At 55.5% G+C, this 21,856-nt stretch carries 19 protein-coding genes and 2 pseudogenes; 6 read left to right on the plus strand and 15 right to left on the minus strand.

The genetic code is table 11. From position 1 onward, the window contains the following. Positions 1–3: 3 nt before the first annotated feature. Positions 4–1,239 (minus strand): efflux RND transporter periplasmic adaptor subunit, encoded by a 1,236-nt coding sequence (locus FHS02_RS14440; protein ID WP_137315178.1) that lies wholly within the window; start codon positions 1,237–1,239, stop codon positions 4–6. Positions 1,240–1,242: 3 nt separating this feature from the next. After that, complete coding sequence (locus tag FHS02_RS14445; RefSeq protein WP_137315179.1) at positions 1,243–2,484, minus strand: TolC family protein; 1,242 nt, start codon at positions 2,482–2,484, stop codon at positions 1,243–1,245. Between the two features lie 68 nt (positions 2,485–2,552). Here FHS02_RS14445 and FHS02_RS14450 point away from each other — a divergent pair, with 68 nt between their 5' ends. Further along, positions 2,553–2,957: a MerR family transcriptional regulator gene (locus FHS02_RS14450; RefSeq protein WP_137315180.1), complete on the plus strand. Its 405-nt coding sequence runs from the start codon at positions 2,553–2,555 to the stop codon at positions 2,955–2,957. Positions 2,958–3,048: 91 nt separating this feature from the next. Beyond that, positions 3,049–4,125, plus strand: coding sequence for a cation efflux transmembrane domain-containing protein (locus FHS02_RS14455; RefSeq protein ID WP_175424864.1), 1,077 nt, complete (start codon positions 3,049–3,051; stop codon positions 4,123–4,125). 34 nt (positions 4,126–4,159) lie between these two features. Here the strand turns inward: FHS02_RS14455 and FHS02_RS14460 are convergent, their stop codons facing one another. Beyond that, a complete protein-coding gene (locus FHS02_RS14460) occupies positions 4,160–4,558 on the minus strand; it encodes a hypothetical protein (RefSeq protein ID WP_137315181.1) in 399 nt (132 codons plus the stop codon). A 404-nt stretch (positions 4,559–4,962) separates the two neighbouring features. Here FHS02_RS14460 and FHS02_RS14465 point away from each other — a divergent pair, with 404 nt between their 5' ends. Continuing rightward, positions 4,963–5,529: a hypothetical protein gene (locus FHS02_RS14465; RefSeq protein WP_137315182.1), complete on the plus strand. Its 567-nt coding sequence runs from the start codon at positions 4,963–4,965 to the stop codon at positions 5,527–5,529. A 601-nt stretch (positions 5,530–6,130) separates the two neighbouring features. Here FHS02_RS14465 and FHS02_RS14470 read toward each other — a convergent pair. The 5 genes and pseudogenes from FHS02_RS14470 to FHS02_RS14485 form a co-directional block, all read right to left on the minus strand. After that, positions 6,131–6,283, minus strand: a pseudogene (locus tag FHS02_RS14470) (IS256 family transposase); the annotation flags it as partial. Between the two features lie 194 nt (positions 6,284–6,477). Then, positions 6,478–6,609 (minus strand): annotated as a pseudogene (gene tnpA / locus FHS02_RS32180) (IS66 family insertion sequence element accessory protein TnpA); the annotation flags it as partial. A gap of 116 nt (positions 6,610–6,725) precedes the next feature. Further along, the gene (locus tag FHS02_RS14475) at positions 6,726–8,393 is read right to left on the minus strand and encodes a UvrD-helicase domain-containing protein (RefSeq protein WP_137315183.1); all 1,668 of its coding nucleotides are present in this window, start codon (positions 8,391–8,393) and stop codon (positions 6,726–6,728) included. Next, a complete protein-coding gene (locus FHS02_RS14480; RefSeq protein WP_137315184.1) occupies positions 8,390–10,294 on the minus strand; it encodes an ATP-dependent nuclease in 1,905 nt (634 codons plus the stop codon). The genes FHS02_RS14475 and FHS02_RS14480 overlap by 4 nt, the downstream gene beginning before the upstream one ends. 777 nt (positions 10,295–11,071) lie before the next feature. Continuing rightward, on the minus strand, positions 11,072–11,302 hold the full coding sequence (locus FHS02_RS14485) for a hypothetical protein (RefSeq protein ID WP_137315185.1): 231 nt from the start codon (positions 11,300–11,302) through the stop codon (positions 11,072–11,074). Positions 11,303–12,798: 1,496 nt separating this feature from the next. On the opposite strand from FHS02_RS14485, the gene FHS02_RS14490 reads away from it, so the two are divergent. Both FHS02_RS14490 and FHS02_RS14495 read left to right on the plus strand, forming a co-directional pair. Further along, positions 12,799–13,023 carry a hypothetical protein gene (locus FHS02_RS14490; RefSeq protein WP_137315186.1) on the plus strand — a complete coding sequence of 75 codons (225 nt, stop codon included), beginning with the start codon at positions 12,799–12,801 and terminating at the stop codon, positions 13,021–13,023. A gap of 344 nt (positions 13,024–13,367) precedes the next feature. Beyond that, a complete protein-coding gene (locus FHS02_RS14495; RefSeq protein ID WP_137315187.1) occupies positions 13,368–13,802 on the plus strand; it encodes a hypothetical protein in 435 nt (144 codons plus the stop codon). Positions 13,803–13,871: 69 nt separating this feature from the next. Here the strand turns inward: FHS02_RS14495 and FHS02_RS14500 are convergent, their stop codons facing one another. Continuing rightward, a complete protein-coding gene (locus FHS02_RS14500) occupies positions 13,872–14,399 on the minus strand; it encodes an HAD domain-containing protein (RefSeq protein ID WP_137315188.1) in 528 nt (175 codons plus the stop codon). A 105-nt stretch (positions 14,400–14,504) separates the two neighbouring features. Then, on the minus strand, positions 14,505–15,044 hold the full coding sequence (locus FHS02_RS14505) for a hypothetical protein (protein ID WP_137315189.1): 540 nt from the start codon (positions 15,042–15,044) through the stop codon (positions 14,505–14,507). Positions 15,045–15,259: 215 nt separating this feature from the next. Between FHS02_RS14505 and FHS02_RS14510 the strand changes: the two genes are divergently transcribed. Next, positions 15,260–15,496: a helix-turn-helix domain-containing protein gene (locus FHS02_RS14510; RefSeq protein WP_229422856.1), complete on the plus strand. Its 237-nt coding sequence runs from the start codon at positions 15,260–15,262 to the stop codon at positions 15,494–15,496. A 381-nt stretch (positions 15,497–15,877) separates the two neighbouring features. On the opposite strand, the gene FHS02_RS14515 is transcribed toward FHS02_RS14510, so the two are convergent. From FHS02_RS14515 to ssb, 5 genes are all read right to left on the minus strand, one after another. Next, positions 15,878–16,339: a hypothetical protein gene (locus FHS02_RS14515; protein WP_137315191.1), complete on the minus strand. Its 462-nt coding sequence runs from the start codon at positions 16,337–16,339 to the stop codon at positions 15,878–15,880. Continuing rightward, positions 16,326–18,353, minus strand: coding sequence for a hypothetical protein (locus FHS02_RS14520; protein WP_137315192.1), 2,028 nt, complete (start codon positions 18,351–18,353; stop codon positions 16,326–16,328). Before FHS02_RS14520 ends, FHS02_RS14515 begins: the two co-directional genes overlap by 14 nt. Next, a complete protein-coding gene (locus tag FHS02_RS14525) occupies positions 18,346–19,893 on the minus strand; it encodes a site-specific integrase (protein WP_137315193.1) in 1,548 nt (515 codons plus the stop codon). Before FHS02_RS14525 ends, FHS02_RS14520 begins: the two co-directional genes overlap by 8 nt. Then, on the minus strand, positions 19,890–21,107 hold the full coding sequence (locus tag FHS02_RS14530) for a tyrosine-type recombinase/integrase (protein WP_137315194.1): 1,218 nt from the start codon (positions 21,105–21,107) through the stop codon (positions 19,890–19,892). The genes FHS02_RS14525 and FHS02_RS14530 overlap by 4 nt, the downstream gene beginning before the upstream one ends. Before the next feature lie 128 nt (positions 21,108–21,235). Then, the gene (gene ssb / locus FHS02_RS14535; protein WP_137315195.1) at positions 21,236–21,736 is read right to left on the minus strand and encodes a single-stranded DNA-binding protein; all 501 of its coding nucleotides are present in this window, start codon (positions 21,734–21,736) and stop codon (positions 21,236–21,238) included. Positions 21,737–21,856 lie beyond the last annotated feature (120 nt).

Raw genomic sequence — 21,856 nt, forward strand, 5'->3', positions numbered from 1 at the left:
CGATCAATCATGGTCTTCTCCCGCTTCGCCCTTGCCAAGTTCCGCTTTCAGGATATAAGTGTTACTGACGGCGATCTGTTCGTCGCCATGCAGGCCAGACTGCACCGTGACATAGGTACCTGCACTCTGCCCAAGCACGATGGGGCGAACCGAAAAACCGTTCTTGTCCCGAACGAACACGCTTGGCTTGTCCTCGACGGTCTGCACGGCGGTGCGTGGCACAGCCAACTGGCCGGCGCCGTCCGTGCCAAGTGCAATGGCAGCCCGAACGGTTTCGCCAATACGCCAGCGCGCCTGCGGGTTTGGCAGCAACGCGATAGCACGCACCTGACGGGTGGCCGGATCCAGAACCCGCGAGAGGTATGTGATCTTGCCAGTGCTGCTGCGACCATCGGCGGTAACGTCGATGGCTGTGCCGACGGAGACACGCGCGGCGTCCGCCTGGGTCAGTGACAACTCGACCGATAACGTGTTCAGGTCGGCGATCTCGAACAATTTCGCCTGGGCCTCAATGACGTCGCCTCGGGCAACCTGCCGCGCCGTGATGACGCCACTGATCGGCGCGCGAAGCAGTAACCGGCCGGCCTGGTCCGTGCGACCGCCGGCACTGGCGACTTGCTGCTCGGCCAGACGTTGCCGGCTGCGCGCCTCATCGTATGCCGCTTTCGCCACTTCATATTCCTGCCGAGACGAGACCTTCTCTGCGTAGAGACGCTCTTCGCGCTGGAAATTGGCCTCGGCAAGTTCGCGCTGGCGACGGGAGATCGCTGCGTCGGCACCGAACTGGGCCACTTCCCGGCTTTCGATAACAGCAAGCGTATCGCCGCGCGCGACTGTCTCGCCGAGGTTGCGCGTCGCTTCGACTACCCGGCCGCCAACGGTGCTGCTGACTACCGAGGCATGCTGCGGATCGGCCACGATGACGGCTGGAGCATCGATCGCGCCGGCAAAGCCGCGCCGCACAGGGGCAATATCGATGCCAGCAGCCTTGATTTGCTCAGCTGTGAGAGCGATAGCATCGCTATGCTCCTCTTCGTGCTTTTCGCCGTGTTCCTCGTCACGCTTGCCTTCGTGGCGGGACTCAGCCTCACCGGACGACTTGGCGGCGGACGCCGTGTTTGCAGGTGCCGCTTCGGAACGCTCAGCCGATTCAGAGGGCTGTTGGCCTTCCGGGCCGCGGGAGCAGCCGACAACAACGAGCAGCGCGGCGCACGTGCTCAAGCGCGATAACCATTGCATGGTTCAGTCCTTATAGATGGGATCATTACTGCCTTGCAGCCGTGCCAGTCGGGCCCGGGCAAGATGAAACGCTGCAAGAGCATCGACTGCCGCTTCTCGGGTTTCTGCCAGAGAGCGTTCGGCATCGATCAATTCGAGCTGGGGAAACTTGCCGCTGGCATAACCGATGCGGGCGATGCGGGCCACCTCCTGCGCGGCGGCCATGGCCGGCCCGTTCGCCGCCTGTGCAGCGGCCTGGGCATCCGCCACGGCTACCTGGGCGTGCGCAAGCTCCTGACTGGCCTCCTGCGCGGCTGCATCCCGATCAGCGAGGGCGCGGTCATACTCCGCCTTTGATCGGGCCAAGGCCGCAGTGCCCTGGTTGAACAAGGGCAGCGGCACCGAAATACCCAAGACCGCTGCCTTGTCCGAATTGTCGCCATAACGGCGCATGCCAGCCGTTACCGTCACGTCGGGCACGCGCTCGCTCCGCGCGGCGGCAACACGGGCAGCGGCGGTCGCAGCCTGTGCTTCGGCGGCCATCAGCGACAGTGGAGATACGTCAGTGCGCGGCATTGGAGTGGCCTCGGTAACGTCGAACCACGGCGCGGCAATACTGTCCTCCAGGGCACGACCTGTCAGCCGCGCAAGGTCCGCCTCCGCCAGTGCCAGCGACCGCTCTGCCTTGTCCCGTGCCACATCAGCATTGATGCGGACCACGTCTGCGCGCTGCGCCTCGATGGGCGAGGCTTTTCCCACGCCAACCCTCTCTTGTGCAACATGGGCGGCGCGCTGCGCAAGTGCCAGCGCTTCCTCGGCCAACGAAAGTTGGCGCCGCGCCGCGACCGCTGCGACGAATGCTTCAGTTACCCGCTGCACGATGTCAGATCGCGTCATGGCAATGCCCAGCCCGGCGCTGTGCTGTTCGGCCTCGGCCACGCGCCGCCGGGCTGCGCGTTTGCCACCCAGTTCCAGCGGCACCGCTACGGAAAGAGTGCGCTCACCACCACCGAAACCAGCGTAACGCCCGGAACCCATTACATTTTCATGCTCATAGCTCACGGTTGGATTGGGGCGAGCATTTGCCACTGCGATATTGGCTTCTGCGGCGCGCAGCGTGGCCTCGGCCGCAAGTTGGCTCGGCGCACGCTGCAACGACAACGCGACTGCATCTGCCAGCTTCATCGGTTGGCTTTGTGCTGTCGTGGTCGAAAACGCGCCGGCAAGAATCAGGCTGGCCAGAACCCTGGAAACGTGGATGGGCATGAGGAAAGGTCTTGACGGATAGACAGACGGACTTTATAAACCTTGAAGTCACTTCAAGGTCAAGCGCTATGTCTACCTCTTTCACGATTGGCCAGTTGGCCGCTACGGCGCAAATGCCGGCCGCAACGATCCGCTATTACGAAAAAATCGGGCTGCTCTCCGCCCCTGCCCGCACGGGTAGTAATTACCGTCAGTACGACAACGACGACCTGACCCGGCTCGCTTTTGTCCGGCGGGCCCGGGAGATCGGGTTCACAGTTGACCAGGTCCGCAGCCTGCTGACGTTTTCCGATCAACGCGAGGCCGACTGCTGCGCTGTGATGGCGATGACCGACGAGCACCTCCACGCTGTCGAGCAGAAAATCGCTGACCTCTTGCTGCTGCGAGACCATTTGCGCACGCTGCTGGCGTCGTGCCGGGGCGGTACCGTCGCGGATTGCCGCATCATTGATTCATTGTCTCCAGCGGCTTGACTGTCGGCACCTCTCCTGCTTGCGCACGCTTGACGTTGAAGCCGCTTCAAGGTTTATGCTGCGCCGATAGCGATAGCCTGGGAGTGTGCCAATGACAAGTGAAACGGTGAAGCCAGATGGGGCGCGCGTGCGCAGCGTACTGTCGGTATCGAAAATGGACTGTCCGTCCGAGGAGAACCTCGTTCGGATGGCCCTGGACAAACGCGATGACATCACCTCGCTGACGTTCGACCTCGGGGCGCGGACGGTGACGGTTGACCATGCCGGTGACGGAAATGACCTGGTGCATGCGCTCTCCCCTTTGGGGCTGGGGGCACAACTTCGTGAGAGCCATCCCTTATCAGCGGAGACGACAGGCTCGTCCGCGCTGGTTGAGACGGTCATATCGGTACCGAAGATGGACTGCCCCTCCGAAGAGAACATGATTCGCATGGCCCTGGCCAATACCGTCGGGATCCAGGCGCTGGCATTCGATCTGGCTGCGAGGACGCTCCGCGTAGTTCATCAAGGCGATGTCGACCCCATAGCGAAGCAGTTGACTCCTCTTGGTCTGGGAGCGCGCGTGGTGAGCTCGACGCCAGCGACCGGCAGCAGTTTGCCGCTGCCAGATACAGCGGGCGACGCCGCGGAGGCGCGCACGTTGCGCCTGCTGCTGGCCATCAATGGCCTGATGTTCCTGGTCGAGATGGTGTGGGGCGTCATTGCTCAATCGACGGGCCTGATCGCTGATTCCCTCGACATGTTTGCTGACGCGGCCGTGTACGGCTTGGCGCTCTACGCAGTGGGCCGTGCAGCGTCACTCAAGACGCGCGCCGCCCATATGGCGGGGTGGCTGCAGCTGGCACTGGCCTTGGGTGCGCTGGGCGAAGTTATACGCCGCGCCTTTGCCGGCAGCGAGCCCGAATCGGCGTTGATGATGGGTGTCGGTGCGCTAGCCCTGATCGCCAACGTTGCGTGCCTGGTCCTCATCGCGAAAAAGCGCGATCGCGGTGCGCACATGAAAGCCAGTTACATCTTCTCGGCGAATGACGTCATTGCCAACCTGGGTGTGATCGTCGCCGGCGCGCTCGTCACCTGGACCGGGTCGTCGTATCCGGACCTGATCATCGGGACCATCATTGCGGTGATCGTACTCCTTGGCGCTCGCCGTATTCTGGCACTGCGCTAACTTGTCACTGACGGGGCAGCTGATACACGCCCCGTCAGGATGCGCCTTCCCCACCGCTATTCCCGGAAGCAGCGACCGGCCGATCGGCGCCAAACACGGCCTGCTGCAGCTCGGTAATACGCTGCTCCAGCATCTTGGCCTGGCCCATACTGGCCAGCTGCGCTTCCAACCCTGCCTTCTGCTGACGTAGCTCGCTGCACGTCTCTTGCGAGACTGCCAACGATGCTTCGGCCTCCCTTGCGCGCGCGCCTGCGTCGGCCGCCTGGCTTTGGAGCGTAGCTGCGTGGGTTTCGACAGCCTGCAGCTGCTCTACACGACGTTCAAGACGGCGGCTGACCTCCTTCTCCAAGTAGACAGCCTGTTTGCCTGCCGCCAGTTCTGCGGCAAGGGCCGCTGCCTCTCTATTGACTTGAGTTAGCTGCTCCTGCTTCAAGGCCGCGGACGTGCGGGCATTTCAAGCCGAACATGCATGAACCATGCTTGTCGTTCGATGTCGGGATTCCGCCGATCTCGGCCGCTCGACGCAACATAGTAGATCGCTGCGCCTGAAAATTCGCAGACCGTCATCACCGACTGTTCCCCCCTGAGGAGACAGTCGAACGATAAGGTTCGGCGCCACCTAATGGCTGTTAACGGCTCACTTACCTTAGAGGCCCGAACGATCAAAACGCGCCATTCCTGCACGGTGATTGTTTTGTCGGCTGCGGCGGCATGAATAGTTGCACGGACGTCCGCCAACTTAGGAAGTAGGACCAGTGGGTGTAGAAGCCGCAAGAAGGACTCTCGCTAGAGCTCCCGTTAAAATAGCCTAGCAGCCCAACCATCAAGGAGTTTTCGATGCAGAAGATCATCCTGACCCGCCGTACCAAGTCCGACGTCTCCCGCCCCTTCGACAACGAAGTGCGCATTATTCGAAAACCAGGCGCAGTCGTGGCATTCGATACTAGTAAGAGCATCTATGCCCGCATGCTCGCCGACTTCTTGGTCCCAACGCGTCCGTCCTACAGGGGACCCGCAGCGAAAGAAAACGTCAAACCTGCGGCCAATGCCGGCGTTAGTTGCGACAATGGTGACGCATCAGGCGGTGGCTCAGACGACGGTGGTGACGATGGCGATGGGGACGACGGTGATGGTGACAGTGACGGACCCCGACCTTCTACACCCTCCCTGCGTCCTCGTTCCCCTTCATCTCGCGCCAATCGGCGCAAACCTTCCTTAAGATCTCGAACGCCATCCAATTATTGGTGGTTGCTGCTGTTCGCTTCGATCCTCGCGTACTGTGCCAGTCCTACTTTCTCACTACTGTGTGCAGAGTTAGGTCATGCTGACCTTGCCAAAGAAATGCTGCGTTTTCGGCCAGTCCTGTTGATGCCGATTCCGGCAGGTTGGTCCACTTCCCTCTGAGGTAGCTGCGCTGCCTTCTTCCCTAACACCACCTTCGCGAAGACGAGTCAGTCAGATAAGGGCGAACGTTAGCGGCTTGCCGCACAAGCTAGGCAAGCCTTGCGTGATAACAAGGATTATCATGCAAGGATACTGTTGGGCTACCCTGACACTGGCACACCCATCCAATGATTCACCGCGGCGGCCACGCCGGGCGAAAGGAAGCTCCACCAACCAGGCGTATACTGCCGCGCGGGGCGATGCGTTACCCATCCGCCCGTCACGGCTGTCCAGCCACGCCTGCCCTTCGGCCTCGGCGGTGGCGTAGCCCTCGGCCAGCAAACATGCATGGTAGGCGTCGACCGGCCGGGCTGATGCTGCCATCATCAGCCAGCGGCCGCGCTCATGTTCACTGCATCATTCCACCAGGCCGTGCCAGCGTTCGAGTCATCCAAGATTGGAAATGCCCCGCCGCCCATCTCCTCGCCATTCTCCTGTAAGCGCAGCCGCCATCCGCAGCCCAGTTCCGCCGAGCGCGCAGTGATCGCGTAGGTATAGGGGGAAGGATGGTGTCCCCAGGAGTGGTGTATAAGATGTGATTCTCAAGGGGCTGGGCCCCCGATCAGTTAATCACGGCTGAGAGCCGTGCAGGCTGATTGTCGCTCAAGGATAATAATCCTTCAAGCTGCATATAACGGCGCTGCAAGGACCACTCGTCGTCCTGTTCAAGCATCATGGCGCCGACCAGGCGGACGATGGCGGCGTCGTTAGGAAAAAATGCCGATGACGTTTGTTCAGCTTCACGCCACGCAGGCCGCGACGTGTCAGGCCGCGCAGGAAATCTGTCCAGAATGGTTCTGCTTCCGACGGACCGGTTGCGGCTTTGCAATTGCAGGAGCGTAGTGGAATGCCGGATGGCCGCACCTGCACGGGCAGCAGATGCGGTGCCCGCGTCTCGCATCCGATCCTGGCTGCCCAATAGCTCAGGCGTTCCAGGGACAGGTTATTTTGATCGGCATACGCGTGTGCGGTTAGACCGCTGGCACGCCAGTGGCCTACACGCTCGTGCCAGATTGATGCCGGCGTTCGCGGACCGGTCATGGAGGGGCCTTGAAATGGAAAACCCGGGTCTGCCAACAACGACGTTCAAATCACAGTTGGACTGGTTGGACGTATACCGTCTTCCGGCTTTGTGCTCCCTCCCAGCCTCTGCTGCGCTACTCAGGGGCTAAGAAAGGGACTGCGTACCCCAAGAACTCATTGTGCGGGCGGCGGATGACATCCCATCGCTTCTGGTAGTTTGGCGGTTTGGGCCGTTGATCCGCGTAGGTCAGCACTAGCCGGCGCTTTGCCCGCGAGACGCCGACGAAGAACACGCATCGCTCGTCGGCTGGATTGCCAAAAAATACCTCCGCCTCGGTCCCGAGTAGAATCACCGAATCAAATTCAAGGCCCTTGCTCTTGTGGATCGTCAGCAAACGCACCGCCTGATCGTCAGCGAAACGATTCAGTGCCGATGGTAGCACCGGTTCCAGTTGGAGCAACTCCTCGATCTTCGTCTTGACCTGCTGGATCACCTCTCTCAGCCGCGCATGTGCTTGATAGTCCGGCGACAGGGCCACCAGCGTCTCTAGGCCAACCGTACTGAGAAATTGCTTCGCGTGCTCCCACCAACCATCGTAGGGGTCACCTAGCAACTGCGCCACCGCGACTTCTTTCCTCTGCTGCTTCACAAATTGGTGAAAGGCGCGTCGCTTGGCGGACAGCAGGTCGTCATCGTCATATGGCATCAACTGCTCTGACAGCCGTGTCCAGGCCTTTGGCTCGCGCTGCCCATACAGGCAGGCGAGGAAATCGACAATCAGCCGCGTAACCGGTTCTGCCGACAAGTCCTGCAGCTGCGTTTCATTGCGATACGGGATGCCCAAACGTGTGAGCGCCCCCATCAAGTCGAAGGCATATTGATCTGGCAATTTGGACACCAGTACCGCGACCTCGGAGTACGCCAGCTTGCCGCCTTGCGTCCAGCCCGCGATCAGGTTGGCCAGATACTCGGCCTCTTGCCGGCTATCAGCAAAATGCCAAGCAAATACTTCGCCCCCTTCACCGGCCAGCTGTTCCGGGGGCATCACGGACGCCGGGTCCAGGACCCGAATGATATCGTTCTGCATTCGCAGGAGCTTAGGCTGCGAGCGGAAGTTGCGGTACATGTTCAGCGGTACCGCCGCGAAGTCGCGCGCATACAGTTGAAATATCCCCTCCAGCGCGCCGGCCCAGCCCATGATTTTCTGCTTGACGTCACCGACCGCGGTCATGCGGATTGGTGTTCCCATGAATGCCACCTTGATCAGCTCGTATTGGTCGCCCGTACAATCCTGGAACTCATCGAGAAACACGTCGGTGTAGGTCTGGCGAATGGCATGGCGGGCGCTTTGCGACCGCCGCAATATCTTGATGGCGAGGGGGAGGAGGTCTTGGAACGTGATTTGCGAGCGCGCGACGCGATTGTTCCCGATCTGATAGCCAGGATCGAGGGCATCGGCGCCCATGAGCACTGGACGAAACCGGTCGATAATGCGCTTGGCAAAGGCGTGGAAGGTATGACTATCAAACCGGCGCCCCAACACGGCGCCGCAGCGGCGCTTCACGCGCTCTTTCAGATTGGTACTGGCGTCCACCTTGAACGATATGGCCAAGATGCGCTTGGGATAGCGGCACGCGCCCGTTCGCAGCAGGAAGTCTGCTCGTTGCGCCAGCATTTCCGTTTTACCTGCGCCAGGCCCCGCGGTCAACGCCAGGTTCGCTTGCCGCTCCTTGGCGGCGCGCAAGGCGTTCGGTTCCAGTGTTAGCCCGTCGGCCGGCAACCATGCTTCTGGCGCGATCATTCCGGTAACTCCGCTAACCGGGCGATCACGGCGTCGGCAAGTCGCGCTAACGACGGTGGCATGGCCGCCAGCATTACCTCGTCGGTGATCTGTGCCAGTGCCTCGAGGTGCATGGCGGGTTTGCTACCGACTTTGAATAAACGGTGGTACGTGCCAAATAGCTGTAACTGCGGTTGCACGTACTGCTGTGCACCGTGGTGGCTCTTGCCCAGCACCGCCTTGACGGTATCGGCGTCCGGGTCTTCCAGTGTTGCGCCGTATTGAACGGGGAAGGCCGCAAGCAGCGCAAAGTCCAGGTCCATCGGGGAGGAGAAGAAAACACCACGTTGTTCCAACTGCTCGAAATAATTGAAAAAGGTGAGCACTTTTTGCGCGTCATCGGTCCACTCGGGTATAACGAAATTAGCGGGCAATTGCTTGGCGGGCTCGTGCTTTCCGAGCTGGTCATTTACATACTTGATCCGACCCCAGCCACCGCCGAACCTGGCCAGATCCAGATCCAACAATGTGAGGTAGGGTATCTGGAGTTCGGATAGCAGGCGCCAGAAGTGGTTGACATGGCGCCCGCCGAGCGGCGCCACCGTCACGCCCGATTCATCAACGGGCGCACCTTTTGCGTGCAGTAACTTCGGCAGGACGATTTCCTCGCTGTCGCCTTCACCAAGCACGACCAGACGCGAAAAATAGATTTCGGGGAAGGCCTGGACGGCCTCCCGGACGAATTTGTGCGCTTCGTCCTGGGCCTCTGGCAGTCGTATGGATCGCACTTGCGTAGTGCGCGCGGCGTTCAAGCGCAGATACCGGATGTTTTCCGGCGGTACGCGCCGGAGCATCGAGGGCGCATGGGTGGCGATCAGCGCTTGGGCGTCACCGTCGCTGGTAATCTTGGCCAAGGTATTGACGATACGGCCGAGAAAATGCGGCGACAAGCTGTTTTCAGGCTCTTCGATAGCGATGATGGTAAAGACCGGGGGACGCAGTTTCTCGACATCGAAACAGGTGTCTTCTCCTGCGAGGACCTTGCGACCAATGGCGTGGGATGACACCACTAGGGACAGGTACAACATGGACTTCTGGCCGTCGCTCAGCCGCGAGAAATCAGCAACGCGATCGTCGTGGGCAGGGGAGAAGGAGATCGACAGATGGCGAAGTATAGCCTCCACCTCGGAGGCCGCGAAGGTGATTTTCGGATCGGCAAAGTAGCTCCCCTTGTGCAGCGATGTCCATGTGTCGGAAAGGCACCCGCTAAAGGCGCTGATGGACGGATTGCTCGACAGGCGCTCGGTGATCTGGTCTGTCAGTTCCTTGATGCCGGCCCGTTCATTGTCCCAGTTGACCGCCCGCAGCATCCTGCCGAGTAAGGCGTTGGCGCCATACGCGATGTGATCCGCCGGATCACGGCGAGCAGGCAGATAGTGAACGTGAATTTCGTTGCGCTCGGCCTTGGGTACCTGGGCGGTACTTACGATGGTGCCGTCCTCCTTCACGTCGAGGACGTACACCAGCGACTCATCAATTTCACCCGCGTCTGACAGTGTCGCTTCCAGGCGGAAGCGCACGCGGACCAGGCCATCGGCCTCATCGAGCCGCATGTGGCCGAAATTGGGCGCGACGCCGTTGCTTTCATCACCGTCCTCCAGTTCCGGAAAGACGAAATCGACCTCAATCCAGAGCTTGCGCTCGTCCGGCACTTCGGCTTCATCGTGGGGGACATGAAAATCGGATTTCTTGATGCGACGCATAGCCGGATCGAACGCAAACAGACGGCAGATCGCTTGCAGCGCGGCGGTTTTTCCCGAGCCATTGGGGCCAATGAGGTAGCACAACTCGGGGACGGTGAAGCTGACGGGGGCAGGCCCGAAGGATTGAAAATTCGACAGGCGAATGTGGTGCAGGTTCATGGCTGGAAGAGTTACTAGATTGGAGGAGTAGTTTTTTTGTTGTGCTGCATGCCTGGCGGAGAGTATTAATGAAAAGTGATGCCCCAATTCTCTCCATTCGTCACACATGCAACCTGTTTATGACTTTTTGAGGAGATCGGGAATATCGGCGCCGCTGCGATACGCCTTCTGGCGGACGTCTCTAGGACGTCTTCCTAGGCATTGGCGATTCCTCGGGTATGTTTTGGGTTTCGCGCGCAGACGTTCTGATCACGCGAACGTTCCAGCTGTTCGGTTTGAGCAAGGTCCCTCAATTTTCCATTCTTGGGCGATACCCTGCGGGCCGTCCTCCTTCCGGGTTCGCTATGCTCCGTCCCTTGCGGGACCTGCCTGTGGCCGCCTCCAGTCCTCCTATCGCAACGGCATGTTGCCCGCAGCTGCAAGCTGCAGTGGGCACCACTCAAGCCTGAAATGATCGCGCAACGCGAAGCGCAATGCTCAATCTGCGAAGAGCAGGAAACGTCAACAGCGCACTACCCATGATGCCCGCTGCGCGAAAGGCGAGCGACGGCAACATCAACCCCCGCACTGCCCAAAATGAGGCTGGCAAGCTTTTCAAGCTTCATGCCAGCAAAAAGCGCTGTCATGCCCCTTGAGCCGCCGCTTGCGCTATGAAGCCGGCCGCCTTGCCATCCTTGAGCTGACCCCACGAAAAAACGGCGGCAGCGGGGCCACGGAGCCCATCGCGCGCCCCCCCATAAGCCCCCCGGGAAGGGTGAGGGGGAATGCCAATAGCAATCAGTCCGGCATGCCGCGCATGCGCATTTCTGTTTCGCGTTCCGTAACGATCTTCGTCAAGTGCGGTACAACCTGCAGATCATAGACCGCCTTTTGCTTGTCTGTGAGCGAGTCGTATCCTTGATCAAAGCACTGTCTGGCCACACCGTTCGCAGCGGAGCCCTCCTCGATATAGCCGCGATCGATCGTTTCCTGCAGCAGCTCGTTGGATTCTTCGTCGTAGTGGTCCATGTTTTTTCCATCATGTAAGGGTAGTTTGTTCGCGTTCCCGCTTCCGGAACTTGATCTCAGCGTGGCGCACGCCCAGGCTCTGCAGCTCAGCCAGTGCTATATCAATTATGGCAAGGCTGCAGTCGGATGGCGTAGTCTTCGCTCCCGTCACGCGCACTGCGTTTTACTCGGCTTCAGTAACTTTCCCATCCATTCCACAGCTTTGCCATCTACCTGCTTCTGAATTGCAATATGCATCATCGCAGTGTTTGGTGCTCGCCATGCCAGTGTTCGACGCCTGGCGGTGTCCAGATCACGCCGCCAGGACAGATTTCCTCGACCTTACCTGCCCAGCGCTGGACTCGCCCGACGCCTGCAGTCAAAATGAGTGTGGCCCACCGGATGACTATGTTAGGCCGACAGGGCCCCCGGTTGGAAGTTCACGCAGGCTGCTGCTGTACGCAAGGGGGCTGGCGGAAAACAGGGGATCGACGCCGACCGTTCCAGTGACATATCGCCCCGGGCCTTTACCCGCAGCCCGCGTACCGTTACGGCTGATGCCAAGTTCCCCGCCATCACCAGTGCGCACCGCTGGCATGCCGCTAACTGTTCGAAGGCTGGGGCAGCGACGAGTAATGCCATGACTGGTGCAATCAAGCGTCTCATGTTTGGTCGACACGTTGCGCGAGCTGCAGGCGCTCGTGCCTGGATCTGGGAATTGGCGGTCGAGAAAGCTCTAGCTGGTCGACACGTAGGCCATTATCCTGATTCCCAAATTCGATTCGCGGTCTGCCTGGGAGCGCTACATGCATGAACCGGGGTCACGTAGCTCTTGGCGACCGTGTCAAGGATGCGATCGATCTCTCCCGCATGACTGTCGTACAAACGGACGCGTGAACAATTGGTGATGGGATGAACTTGTATTGACGCGTCGCCCCGCAGCAAACCTCGTTAGCCCATGAGCCAACGCAACACATATGGAAGAGATGATGCCGGCATTCGCTTCGCTTGGACCTGCCTGATGTTCAGGACAATTACTTGCACCGGCAGGTGGTTGCTTACGCACACGTAGCAATCCTCTCTTGAGCCAGTAAAGGTCACATGGATTGTGCAGTACGTGTCACAGCTGACGAAAGGCCACCTTCGATTGTGCCAAAACTACAGATTGGATTACCAGCGATTTCGATGCTTGCGCTAACCCATTGATTTATCGCTTAGTCTCGCCGTCAACTGCTGCGCAGTAGCTGGTTTTACACAACCTTGGTGACTTTGCCTCGACTTGGTAGACTCCTTACTCAACTCGAGTGGCCTTTTACGTCACCCATTTGCTGCGTATTGAGGCATTTTGCCTTGGCCCACCCCGATCCGAAGCTCCAAGCGTGTGCACTTGATGCCATTGCCCAGTGTATGGTCGAAGCAAAGCTAGCACTGTAGAGGCGGCGGTAGTGTCGCCGCTCCTTTCGAGCTGTGGAACGGCATAGTGCTAGGATGGCAGCTCCACCATCTAAGAGACGACCATGAACCAAAACCAGACCACAGCGGCAGCAGGCATTTACGAACACGCTTTGATCGCTGTGCTGTACGCGGCACAGAAGGAAGGTGTCAACTTGGAAGCGCTCTTGGCACACGCTAGAAACGATACCGCTGGTCATCCCGGGTTGCGCCCGAACCCTAAAGATTTAGATTCCGTCCTGCAAGCAATCGAGCACACCATCAATGATGTAAAGCTTACAACCAAGTAATTTACTCACTTTGGAGACGCCCGCTGCGTGTTGGCCGCTGATGCCGCCGTGCTCATAGCTGTCGCGCCTGCAAACTGTCTCGCCTAGGCGTTGAGTCAACTGGTCAGCAGGCGATGCAGTCCAGATTGGAGGGAACATGCATCAGCACACGAAGCAACCACACTTCAATTTGTCAGTCGCGGGCGGCTGGCAAGTTGGGTGAAGAGCCCGTTAATCGTAGCATTGGGCGTGCCCAAGTATCGGAAAAATGTGGTTGGGGTCAGTAGATTAGCTGTTGCGTACATTGCGGCTACAGCTTTGTCGAGGAAACAGTATGATGGCCGATATTGCCTTGGATCGATACTATGACTGACCTTATAAATCAGCTGTTGCTTGAGAACGATTTTCGCCAGCAAAGCATCGATAAAATGTTGTCTATGACGGAGTGGATCACGGCGGATGAGTTACAACGGCGTCAAAATCTGGACTTCATATCTTCAAAATTGCTCCGCGAAACTTGGATAAGGCATAAGCAGATCTTTGCGGTAACTAACAGTGACAGACAATTATTTGCAAATTTTCAATTTGACGAAATGGGCAAACCATTGCAAGTAATAGCCAACACTCTCAAGTTTCTTCAGTTGGATGATGGTTGGGCGACCGCAGCTTGGTTCTTGTTCCCGAATGCTTGGGTTCCCCACATTGCTGGTACTGGTTGCGTAGCGCCGGTTGAAGTTCTAGCATTCCCAGAAAAAGTTATTTCGGCTGCTCAATGCTCGCGAAATACTCATTTTTGTTAATACAAACATAGGAACTGACATAGTTACTGTTACTCTTCCAAACGCTGATACCCGGGAATGCATTCTAGCTCATAACGATGCAAAAATTTCTCGCAACCGATTCTGCACAGCTTCGTGGCTAATCCCCGTACTATCCTCCGTTTGAACAAACCTCGATAAATAGTGCTCCGGCCAACCTTCGCAATCATCATCAATAGCACACCAGCGGGTCAAACAATGTCGCACGACGTATTGACGAACCTGCTCTCCTCGAGTAAATAACGCGAATTCATGCCTGGAAATTGCTCGACTATGATAGGTTGCTCCAATTACGCGAGATTGAAGCCCGCTTGGCAAGCAAGATCTGGCGTATTTAAAGCTTCGCATTGGTACCCATGACGTGCTGAGTACAATTTTAATTTTAGGATAAGGAAAAAGAAGCTCCTCGAGTATGCCTGCCCATTCGAACAACTGGTGCCCTTCAGCCAGCAACTGAATACCTCGGCCTGCCACTTTAAACGCTGCATCTGGATGGAGTACCCCATCAAAATCTAGGAAGCAGATGGGCGTTTCTGCGATACCTGACCTTGGACCATAATAATCAACAGCCTCGATCATTCTAGATTCCTGCACTTCATTTCCCAGTCGATCCATGGCAACGAATTAATGCACCAATCACCACCGTGCGTATTTAAGAATGGCTGCGTCCACGATAATTTCATTCTACATCTGTTTTCCGGGCCAAACTCTGATTTTTCTGACAGGCTTACCCCCGGCACGATGAGGCTCTTCGTCTACCTCGGTCCCATCAACACAAACAAACAGGTTTCTTTGCAGCCCTTGGGAGGTAGTTATTTCATAAACTTCTTTAAGATTGGTGATGCTGTATGTTTGGCTGTTTTCACGTCGAGACTGAACGCTGATATTTGCTATTGGCACTTTCTCCTGCATTGAAAAGTCAAGAATGTCACGGAACTTGCTAAATATGAACCTTCGCCAGTAGCCGCCTGCATCCCTCGGCGCAACATCTACGTGGAATACCATATTATTCAATGGTACTTCAACGAATACAAATTGCCGCAGTCCCGGCTGACCAAACAGGCCCTGAAGCAACTCGGATTTTGTCCGATCCTCCCAAGATTCATACGCATGGAACAATCTACGCCCTCCACTCAAATATGGTTTGCTATCGAACGGTTGAATAAAGGCTAAGAAGGAATATTCGTTCCGTTTCGCTCGCCCAGCCTTCGCCTCTTCAGTCATTGCTAGCCCGCAAGGACTCACCCGACATACATCACTGCTCAAGATACCGACCAATCAGGCCTGTGTGCAATCAAACGCGACCTCCCGGCAACTGCATGTATTCGATTTTGGAATAGTCTATTTTGGACTAATTCTGAACATCGCGCAAGCTGTGTTGAATTCTTCAACAACTTGCCCGAATGGAAAAATCGATTCACTCTCAACAGTACGCGCTCATGCTGCGCCTTCTCCGCGAAGAGAGGCTTGCTGCAGGTCTATCGCAAGAGCAACTCGCTACACGACTGCAGGTCACCCAGGTCTTTGTCAGCAAATGCGAGCGTGGGCAGCGGCGAATAGACCCTGTTGAGTTGAGGACATGGTGCATGGCGCTCGGAACTACAGGTGCTAGGTTCTATGAGGCTTTTGAGGAGGCTGCGTTGAAAAATGAAATTCTTTTAGGGAAGAAATCCTAGAGGTGCGCAACTCCACGCGACTAAGACAACCTGCTGTTGGCTTTTGCGTCTACAGTACCACGTCAGGTAACTACAGCGGGCCTACAGCAGTATAGCTATAGAAAAAACGGTCCGCGCGCGAAATGTCAAGAGCCGCAGGGTTCGAGGTTTAGTGCGTAGAATTGCCTCTGCTGGCGCTTTTCTTATAGCCTTCACGGCAACTATAATTATAGGCCGCTGTGGTGATAAGCATGTCAGATCACACTTCGTCAAAAACCGTATACGTCAGCGAGTAGTATTGACGGCTTACTTTACGATGAGCAACAATGGCTGTTTTTTCGTCGCGCGAAGCCAAATTCGTGGAGCTCTAATGATTTAATAACGCTCCATTTTTTGACGACATTAACTTTTCTTCTTCTTATTCACGTCATAGATGGAAACTATATCGTCGGTGCTTTGTTGCTGAGATGGCGACAATGGCTCATTTAGTTTCCTTTCCGAAATTCCTTCTTTCTCGGCATTCTTCACCCATACAAAAAACATAGCGCGATAGTTCTTGCACTCAAGGGCAAGCATCTCATTTTTGGCTTCCAGCTGAGCAATCTTCTTTTGCAGCTCAGCAACGTCGTTGACTACTGAGATAGGACGACCTGCTTCAATTTGTAGCGCACGTTTTCGTATGTTGAATGCGTCAACAATATGTTTATGGTTCGCCAGCGCCTGCCGAGTGTAATCAACCCCAATACCGTCCTTAATAGCAGCTCTCAGCAAGTCCCAGCTCAACTTACCGGACCATTGCCTAAGAATCTCATCTATTACTTCGATAATGTTGTTATCTATGGTCCGCGCCCTATTTTTTGCCATTACGCAGCCTTTCCAACAGCCTGTTTTGACGCGGTTGTCCCGATTTCTCCTCCCTCAAGAATTTCACCTGCTCGACCTTAGAAGCAGACACTACATCGTTTAGCGCAACAAGCGCCCCATCCGCAATTACCGTGCTGTCCAAGATGGAAATAAGTTGTTTGCAATGCTCTAGGGTCTGACGGTGGTGGCTAACCCATCGAGACGCGCCGTACTTAGCCTGGCCCTCGGCGGCTTCCGCCTTTGTTAGCAGCCCTTCGGTTTCATCATGCATACGCTTTATGTTGGCCAGCTTTACGTGCGCACCTTTAACACAGATATGCTCGTGACAATTAAGACAATCGCGATGAATTGGGCATGGAGAAGCGGCGAAATCATGCCGACACATACCATAGAGCGTCGCATGTGCCGTACCGGTTATCAAGCGGCCCGTAGCATCGTCACGGTGGGCCACTACGCGAATTTTCGGTATATCGGTAACTCCCGCAAATAGTTGCGATTTCCCTGCAAGCGCGATTGCTTTGGTTTTGCTTAGAAGTTCACTAGGAGTAACGTGGTCGTATGTACTATTTTGGGAAGGATCTGCGCGCCCCGACCACATTGCGATATCGAGTTGTGAAGCCCCGTTTGACTGAGCAAGAGTATTAAGATAATGGCGTGCTTGATGCGACTTCATCTCTAAAGGTTTGCCATCAGTGTCAGTGTATCCCCGATTTTCAAAGAATGATCGTGCAGTTCCACTGCTAGTTAGCCGGGATGTAATTTCCCCTGGCGAGACTCTTTCGACGATGCAGCAATACGGCATTATTTTGGCATTCAATTCGAATCGTAAGGCAATAAAGAGGCTCTCACTGTACTTGAGATTCGGCGACGGCCGGAGCAAGTCTGGCGGGAGCTTCCTGAGCACTAGTTGCTCAATGTAGGAAAAAGAGCATATCTTGGGAAATTTAAATTTGGAGCCTTTTTCGTCTGTCCAAAACAAGACCTGCCGAGGAAGGCCATATAACATGAGACCGACCTCGTCCAGATTTACATACTGTTGTTCTCGGAGATACTCATATTCTGGTTTCAGATAGATTTTCCCAGGATTCTGCTCATACCAAGCAGCCACCTTGCGTGCCTCACGAGAAGCTTCCTTGAGATTAGCGATTGCCTTGCGGGCTACAGGCTCCATTGTCTCCAAGACCCAGCGCACGGAATCCTGAAAGCCCTTAGAACCAGATTCCCTGAGACCATAATTTGGGTTATTTTCCGCGTCGTACTCGACCTCACAGTTGTACGGCAGTCTCACAACTTCATTGATTCGCTGCGGGAAACAGTACATAAGCGCAACGGCAGAGGTTACGATTCGCTCCGCAGGTGTTTCCGGATTTTGAAATATATAAGCCAACGCCTCGATAGCAGCCTTTGACGGTAGCTTCTCATCTCGAGCTTTCTCTGCCTCTACACCCACCCGAGTTCCGGAGTCCTGACTCCGCTTGAGAGTACTCTTCCAAGGAGTTTTCATTTGGCAGAAACCTAACCTGACTACCAAGTCACAAATTTCGCTTAGTTGCCCTGCAATTTTCGGCGCAGTAATGGACGCATATCCCTGCTGAATTATGCTGCACGCTCGAACGAATGTATCATGCGTCGCGCGAGTAATCCTCCCCTCTTGCCCCTCTAGGACTAACGCGTGGTCCAAAGCACGCAGAGCCGCAATTCGATTTGCCCAAGCTGAACTGCTTCTAAGACTTAGTGAATATCTAAAATAAGCCTTAGCGAAATCCTTAAATTGTGGCGACATCGCCGGCGCGTACCGCTGTGCTTTCGCAGCTTCATAGCTTGAGAAGTACGCACGATTGCGCTTAGTTGCACCCTTTACAGGATAGGTCTCGGTGATGTCCCAGATGTCCTCATCGAAAGCGAGGTCGCCCCCAAAAAGGACAAGGTTCATACGACAATATCGCACGAAGGCAGCCAGGTTTTCTTCTGCTGTTAAGTCCGCCCTCGATTTAAAGAGGAGCGTTTTATTCATGGATATCGTTCTTGTTCATCGCTCTCATACGCGCGCATTCATCAATAACATTTTTGATGGCTAGCATGGTCAAATCGTTGACTGCTGCCATCCGTTCGCCGCTAACTTCCAGCGCTACCTCGCGCTCTCGCTCCAGCTGCTCATAAAGGGCAACATGAGGAGCATCCAACCAAGCCTCGAATTTGGGGCATGTGTAGCACGCGACGGGCGCGTTAAACTTACAATTATATGTTGTACCGCATGCACCGACCTGCTCACCGCTGTTCCTGTAGTCGATAATATCGCTGCTGGCATCGCCAAAACGGGTGGCATCAGAAGGGTTAGCGATTATTTTCCCTACGAAGGCGTTTGCAATCGGCGCCAAATCTTTCGATAAGGCCCTATCGAGGCGTTTGGCGATCTCAGGCACTACAGCTACATAGCATTTGACATTTTGCGTATCTACATGCCCCAGGATCTCAGCGATAACTAGTTCCCCAAAGCCCTCTTGTGCTGCTCGTGTGCCTAGCGTATCCCTGAAGCGGCCAATCACCATATGCATCGGTGCAGAAGTGCGGGGGCTTAGCGGTACTATATGGCTAAGAGTAGACCTGAATGCACGAGCTAATGTGCTAGGCGTCCAATGCTCCGCAAAATCGCTGTCGAGCTGCTCGACCTCTGAATTCACGTCTGTTGGAAACATTGGAGCGTTCTGACCTAAGTGAGGGTAGTGAGCCCGCACATCGGATACATATGCAGCCAACCCCTCTCCAAACTGGCGTAAGAGTGGGCGTACCAGAAACTCATCCCTAATGGAAGCTCCGCGTAGCTTAGCTTTTGGAATGGAAATCTCATACGTGACTGCGCCACTGACATCCTTTTTGACGATTAGGTCACAAACCTTAAGGGCGCAGTACTGCGAGGCCCGCTGGCCGGTCAACATCGCTAGGTAAGTCAAAAAGTAGTACTTTGGAGCAAGCGCGCCATCTACGTAAGCAATATCTAACGCCTGGGTCAGCAGTTGCACTTCCAGGTCTGTGAACGGCCCCTCTATTGGATCCAGAGTTCGAACCGCCTTGCCCTTAACATTTCCCTTCTTTGTCATCCTCCGAAGGACTTCAGCTGCCTCCGCCGATAATCCAGGGAGACCAAGCTCTTCCCATCGAGCAATAAATGCTGAGAGCGTACCTTCTTCACCTTGGTTGTGCCGATGTGCTGCCACGTAATTGAGGACGTGAGCCTCAGTAATCGCCTCTACCTCATCAGTTGCCGTCATGACAATTACGTCGGCTAAACGCGAGAAAACTCGGTACATATTAACTGCGTACGTCGGAGCGTTGCGCTCAAGAAAACTGATCAACACAAATTTCGCATTAAGCACGAGCGGAAAAACTTGAGCAGGCAAATCCGTGAAGTTCATATAGACCTGGTAGATACCGTCAATGAACTTCCAATGATCCCCTTCTGGATTGAATACTGCCTTGCTCCGAAGACGAACAGACAATGGGAGCTGCGCATCAAAAAAGTTTCGCTGGAGGTCGGTTGCAATAATGGAGTTCATTGGAAGATTTTACCTTGAAGCCTCATGAATACCTCCATGGCCTTCTTTTCTACATAGCCTTTGGTATATGTTCGCGATGTATCAGAGTTCTTTGTCCAACCCATCAGATAATTCTGTATGAGCGTCACCAAGTCTGGATCCATGCCCTCGCAGAGTTTCTTGAATCTATCGTTGGTGGTGTGTCGCAAGATATGCGCACAAATCTTAACGAACTCGGGATACGACGCTCTAAGTGAAGAGAAGACGTAGTCAACACCATTGATAGCGAGGGCTCCCCCCTCATCCGAAACAATCAGATAAGGATGAGTCTCAGCAAGACGACGAGTAGAACGTACACCCTCTAAATACTCCAGCACCAGTTTCACTAGCTCATCGTTCAATGTGAGCAAGCGCGGCAGGGTTTTAGTGGTGGCAGGCCGAGTACGCTCATCATCAATGTCGTTTGTGCGTTTAGCAATAAAGATGAGACCGGCTCTGAGATTAATGTCATCTAGCTTAATGCCCAGCAGCTCTCCTTTCCGAATACCGAGCTCTAACAGCAATCTAAGTATTAAATAATTTCGTTTTCGAAGGAAATTAGTCTTCCAGGGATTTCCAGCAAAATCCGGGTGGGTGACTTGAAAAAGCCGAGCTTGCGCTTCTTCAGGTATTCCCCGTCTATCTGACCCCTTTGGAACCGTAGGCTTTTTACTCGACAACGCCTTTATGACAAGATCACTGACTTTCTGAAACTCGGCGTCTCGTGGCGGCACTTTTTGAAGACGCATTCGGTCCGAGAAGTTTTTCAAGAAATCTATGATGTAGAGCAAGCGGATCTTGGCGGTCTTGGAACTGACAGCCTCATCTTTTGAACGAATGAATCGTGCCTTCTTGCGTCTTGCGTTTGCAAGCGAAATCACTCCGAGTGCGGGGTCATCAAGCGCGTCGGCCCTTGTTTTGCACCGATCAGAGATAGCGTTGACCTCCGCTTGGGTCAGCAGTTCGCCACGTGAGGTACGCTCGTAAAGAGAAACGCCTTTCTGCTGAAGAACCTCATACAAGATGAGAACTGCCCGGACGGCAGATTCAATGGTTTTCGCCTTAAGTCCCCTGTCTCGAAGAGACAAGGCATACGTTGCTGCATCAAAATCGCCGAGCCTTGTAGACTTCCTGATGAGTAGTGGCAGTCGCTCTCCATTCCCGAAATCTACAGTTACTAGGCCAAACTCGCTCATCGCTGTTTACACTTCCTCATTAGGTAACGGTACATTTTACCTTGTTACCAGGAAATTTGCAAACAAGAAAAAAGCCCCGCAAATCAAAGACTTGCAGGGCTTTATTTACATCTTTCGCTTATTGGGTCCTAGAATGGAATATCGTCATCCATATCGGAGAAGTTCGGCGCCGGCTTCGGTGCCGGGCGCGGCGCCGGAGCGGCGGACTGCTGCGGGCGCGGGGCCGGACGGCTCGGCGGCGCATCGTAGCCACCCATTTCGTCACCACCCATCGCATCGCCACCGCCCATGCCCTGGCGGCCACCCAGCATCTGCATTTCTTGCGCGATGATGTCGGTTGCGTATTTTTCAACGCCATCCTTGTCCGTGTACTTGCGGGTCTGCAGGCGGCCTTCGACGTAGACCGACGAACCCTTCTTCAGGTACTGGCCGACGATTTCCGCCAGGCGCCCGAAGAACGAGATGCGGTGCCACTCGGTGAGTTCCTTCTGTTCGCCCGTGTTGCGATCCTTTGACTTGAAGGAAGTCGCAACGGCGATGTTGGCGATGGCATCGCCGCTCGGCATGTAGCGGATCTCCGGATCGCGGCCCAGGTTGCCGACGATGATGACTTTATTGACAGATGCCATGTAGTACTCCTGCGTGAATATTTACCAAACGATCATTATAAGACAGCGCCTGTGGACGGCACACCACGCGGCCGATGTATTTGGATGTATTTTTGGAAGCAAAGGGATGCAAAGGGATGC

The sequence above is a fragment of the Pseudoduganella umbonata genome, from assembly GCF_014192225.1.
Classification (GTDB): Bacteria; Pseudomonadota; Gammaproteobacteria; order Burkholderiales; family Burkholderiaceae_D; genus Rugamonas; species Rugamonas umbonata.

Bases quoted from the DNA above. Each gene is read 5' to 3' on its own strand.
- FHS02_RS14440 (WP_137315178.1), bottom strand. From the start codon at position 1,239: ATGCAATGGTTATCGCGCTTGAGCACGTGCGCCGCGCTGCTCGTTGTT.
- FHS02_RS14445 (WP_137315179.1), bottom strand. From the start codon at position 2,484: ATGCCCATCCACGTTTCCAGGGTTCTGGCCAGCCTGATTCTTGCCGGC.
- FHS02_RS14450 (WP_137315180.1), top strand. From the start codon at position 2,553: ATGTCTACCTCTTTCACGATTGGCCAGTTGGCCGCTACGGCGCAAATG.
- FHS02_RS14455 (WP_175424864.1), top strand. From the start codon at position 3,049: ATGACAAGTGAAACGGTGAAGCCAGATGGGGCGCGCGTGCGCAGCGTA.
- FHS02_RS14465 (WP_137315182.1), top strand. From the start codon at position 4,963: ATGCAGAAGATCATCCTGACCCGCCGTACCAAGTCCGACGTCTCCCGC.
- FHS02_RS14475 (WP_137315183.1), bottom strand. From the start codon at position 8,393: ATGATCGCGCCAGAAGCATGGTTGCCGGCCGACGGGCTAACACTGGAA.
- FHS02_RS14480 (WP_137315184.1), bottom strand. From the start codon at position 10,294: ATGAACCTGCACCACATTCGCCTGTCGAATTTTCAATCCTTCGGGCCT.
- FHS02_RS14485 (WP_137315185.1), bottom strand. From the start codon at position 11,302: ATGGACCACTACGACGAAGAATCCAACGAGCTGCTGCAGGAAACGATC.
- FHS02_RS14490 (WP_137315186.1), top strand. From the start codon at position 12,799: ATGAACCAAAACCAGACCACAGCGGCAGCAGGCATTTACGAACACGCT.
- FHS02_RS14495 (WP_137315187.1), top strand. From the start codon at position 13,368: ATGACTGACCTTATAAATCAGCTGTTGCTTGAGAACGATTTTCGCCAG.
- FHS02_RS14500 (WP_137315188.1), bottom strand. From the start codon at position 14,399: ATGATCGAGGCTGTTGATTATTATGGTCCAAGGTCAGGTATCGCAGAA.
- FHS02_RS14505 (WP_137315189.1), bottom strand. From the start codon at position 15,044: ATGACTGAAGAGGCGAAGGCTGGGCGAGCGAAACGGAACGAATATTCC.
- FHS02_RS14510 (WP_229422856.1), top strand. From the start codon at position 15,260: ATGCTGCGCCTTCTCCGCGAAGAGAGGCTTGCTGCAGGTCTATCGCAA.
- FHS02_RS14515 (WP_137315191.1), bottom strand. From the start codon at position 16,339: ATGGCAAAAAATAGGGCGCGGACCATAGATAACAACATTATCGAAGTA.
- FHS02_RS14520 (WP_137315192.1), bottom strand. From the start codon at position 18,353: ATGAATAAAACGCTCCTCTTTAAATCGAGGGCGGACTTAACAGCAGAA.
- FHS02_RS14525 (WP_137315193.1), bottom strand. From the start codon at position 19,893: ATGAACTCCATTATTGCAACCGACCTCCAGCGAAACTTTTTTGATGCG.
- FHS02_RS14530 (WP_137315194.1), bottom strand. From the start codon at position 21,107: ATGAGCGAGTTTGGCCTAGTAACTGTAGATTTCGGGAATGGAGAGCGA.
- ssb (WP_137315195.1), bottom strand. From the start codon at position 21,736: ATGGCATCTGTCAATAAAGTCATCATCGTCGGCAACCTGGGCCGCGAT.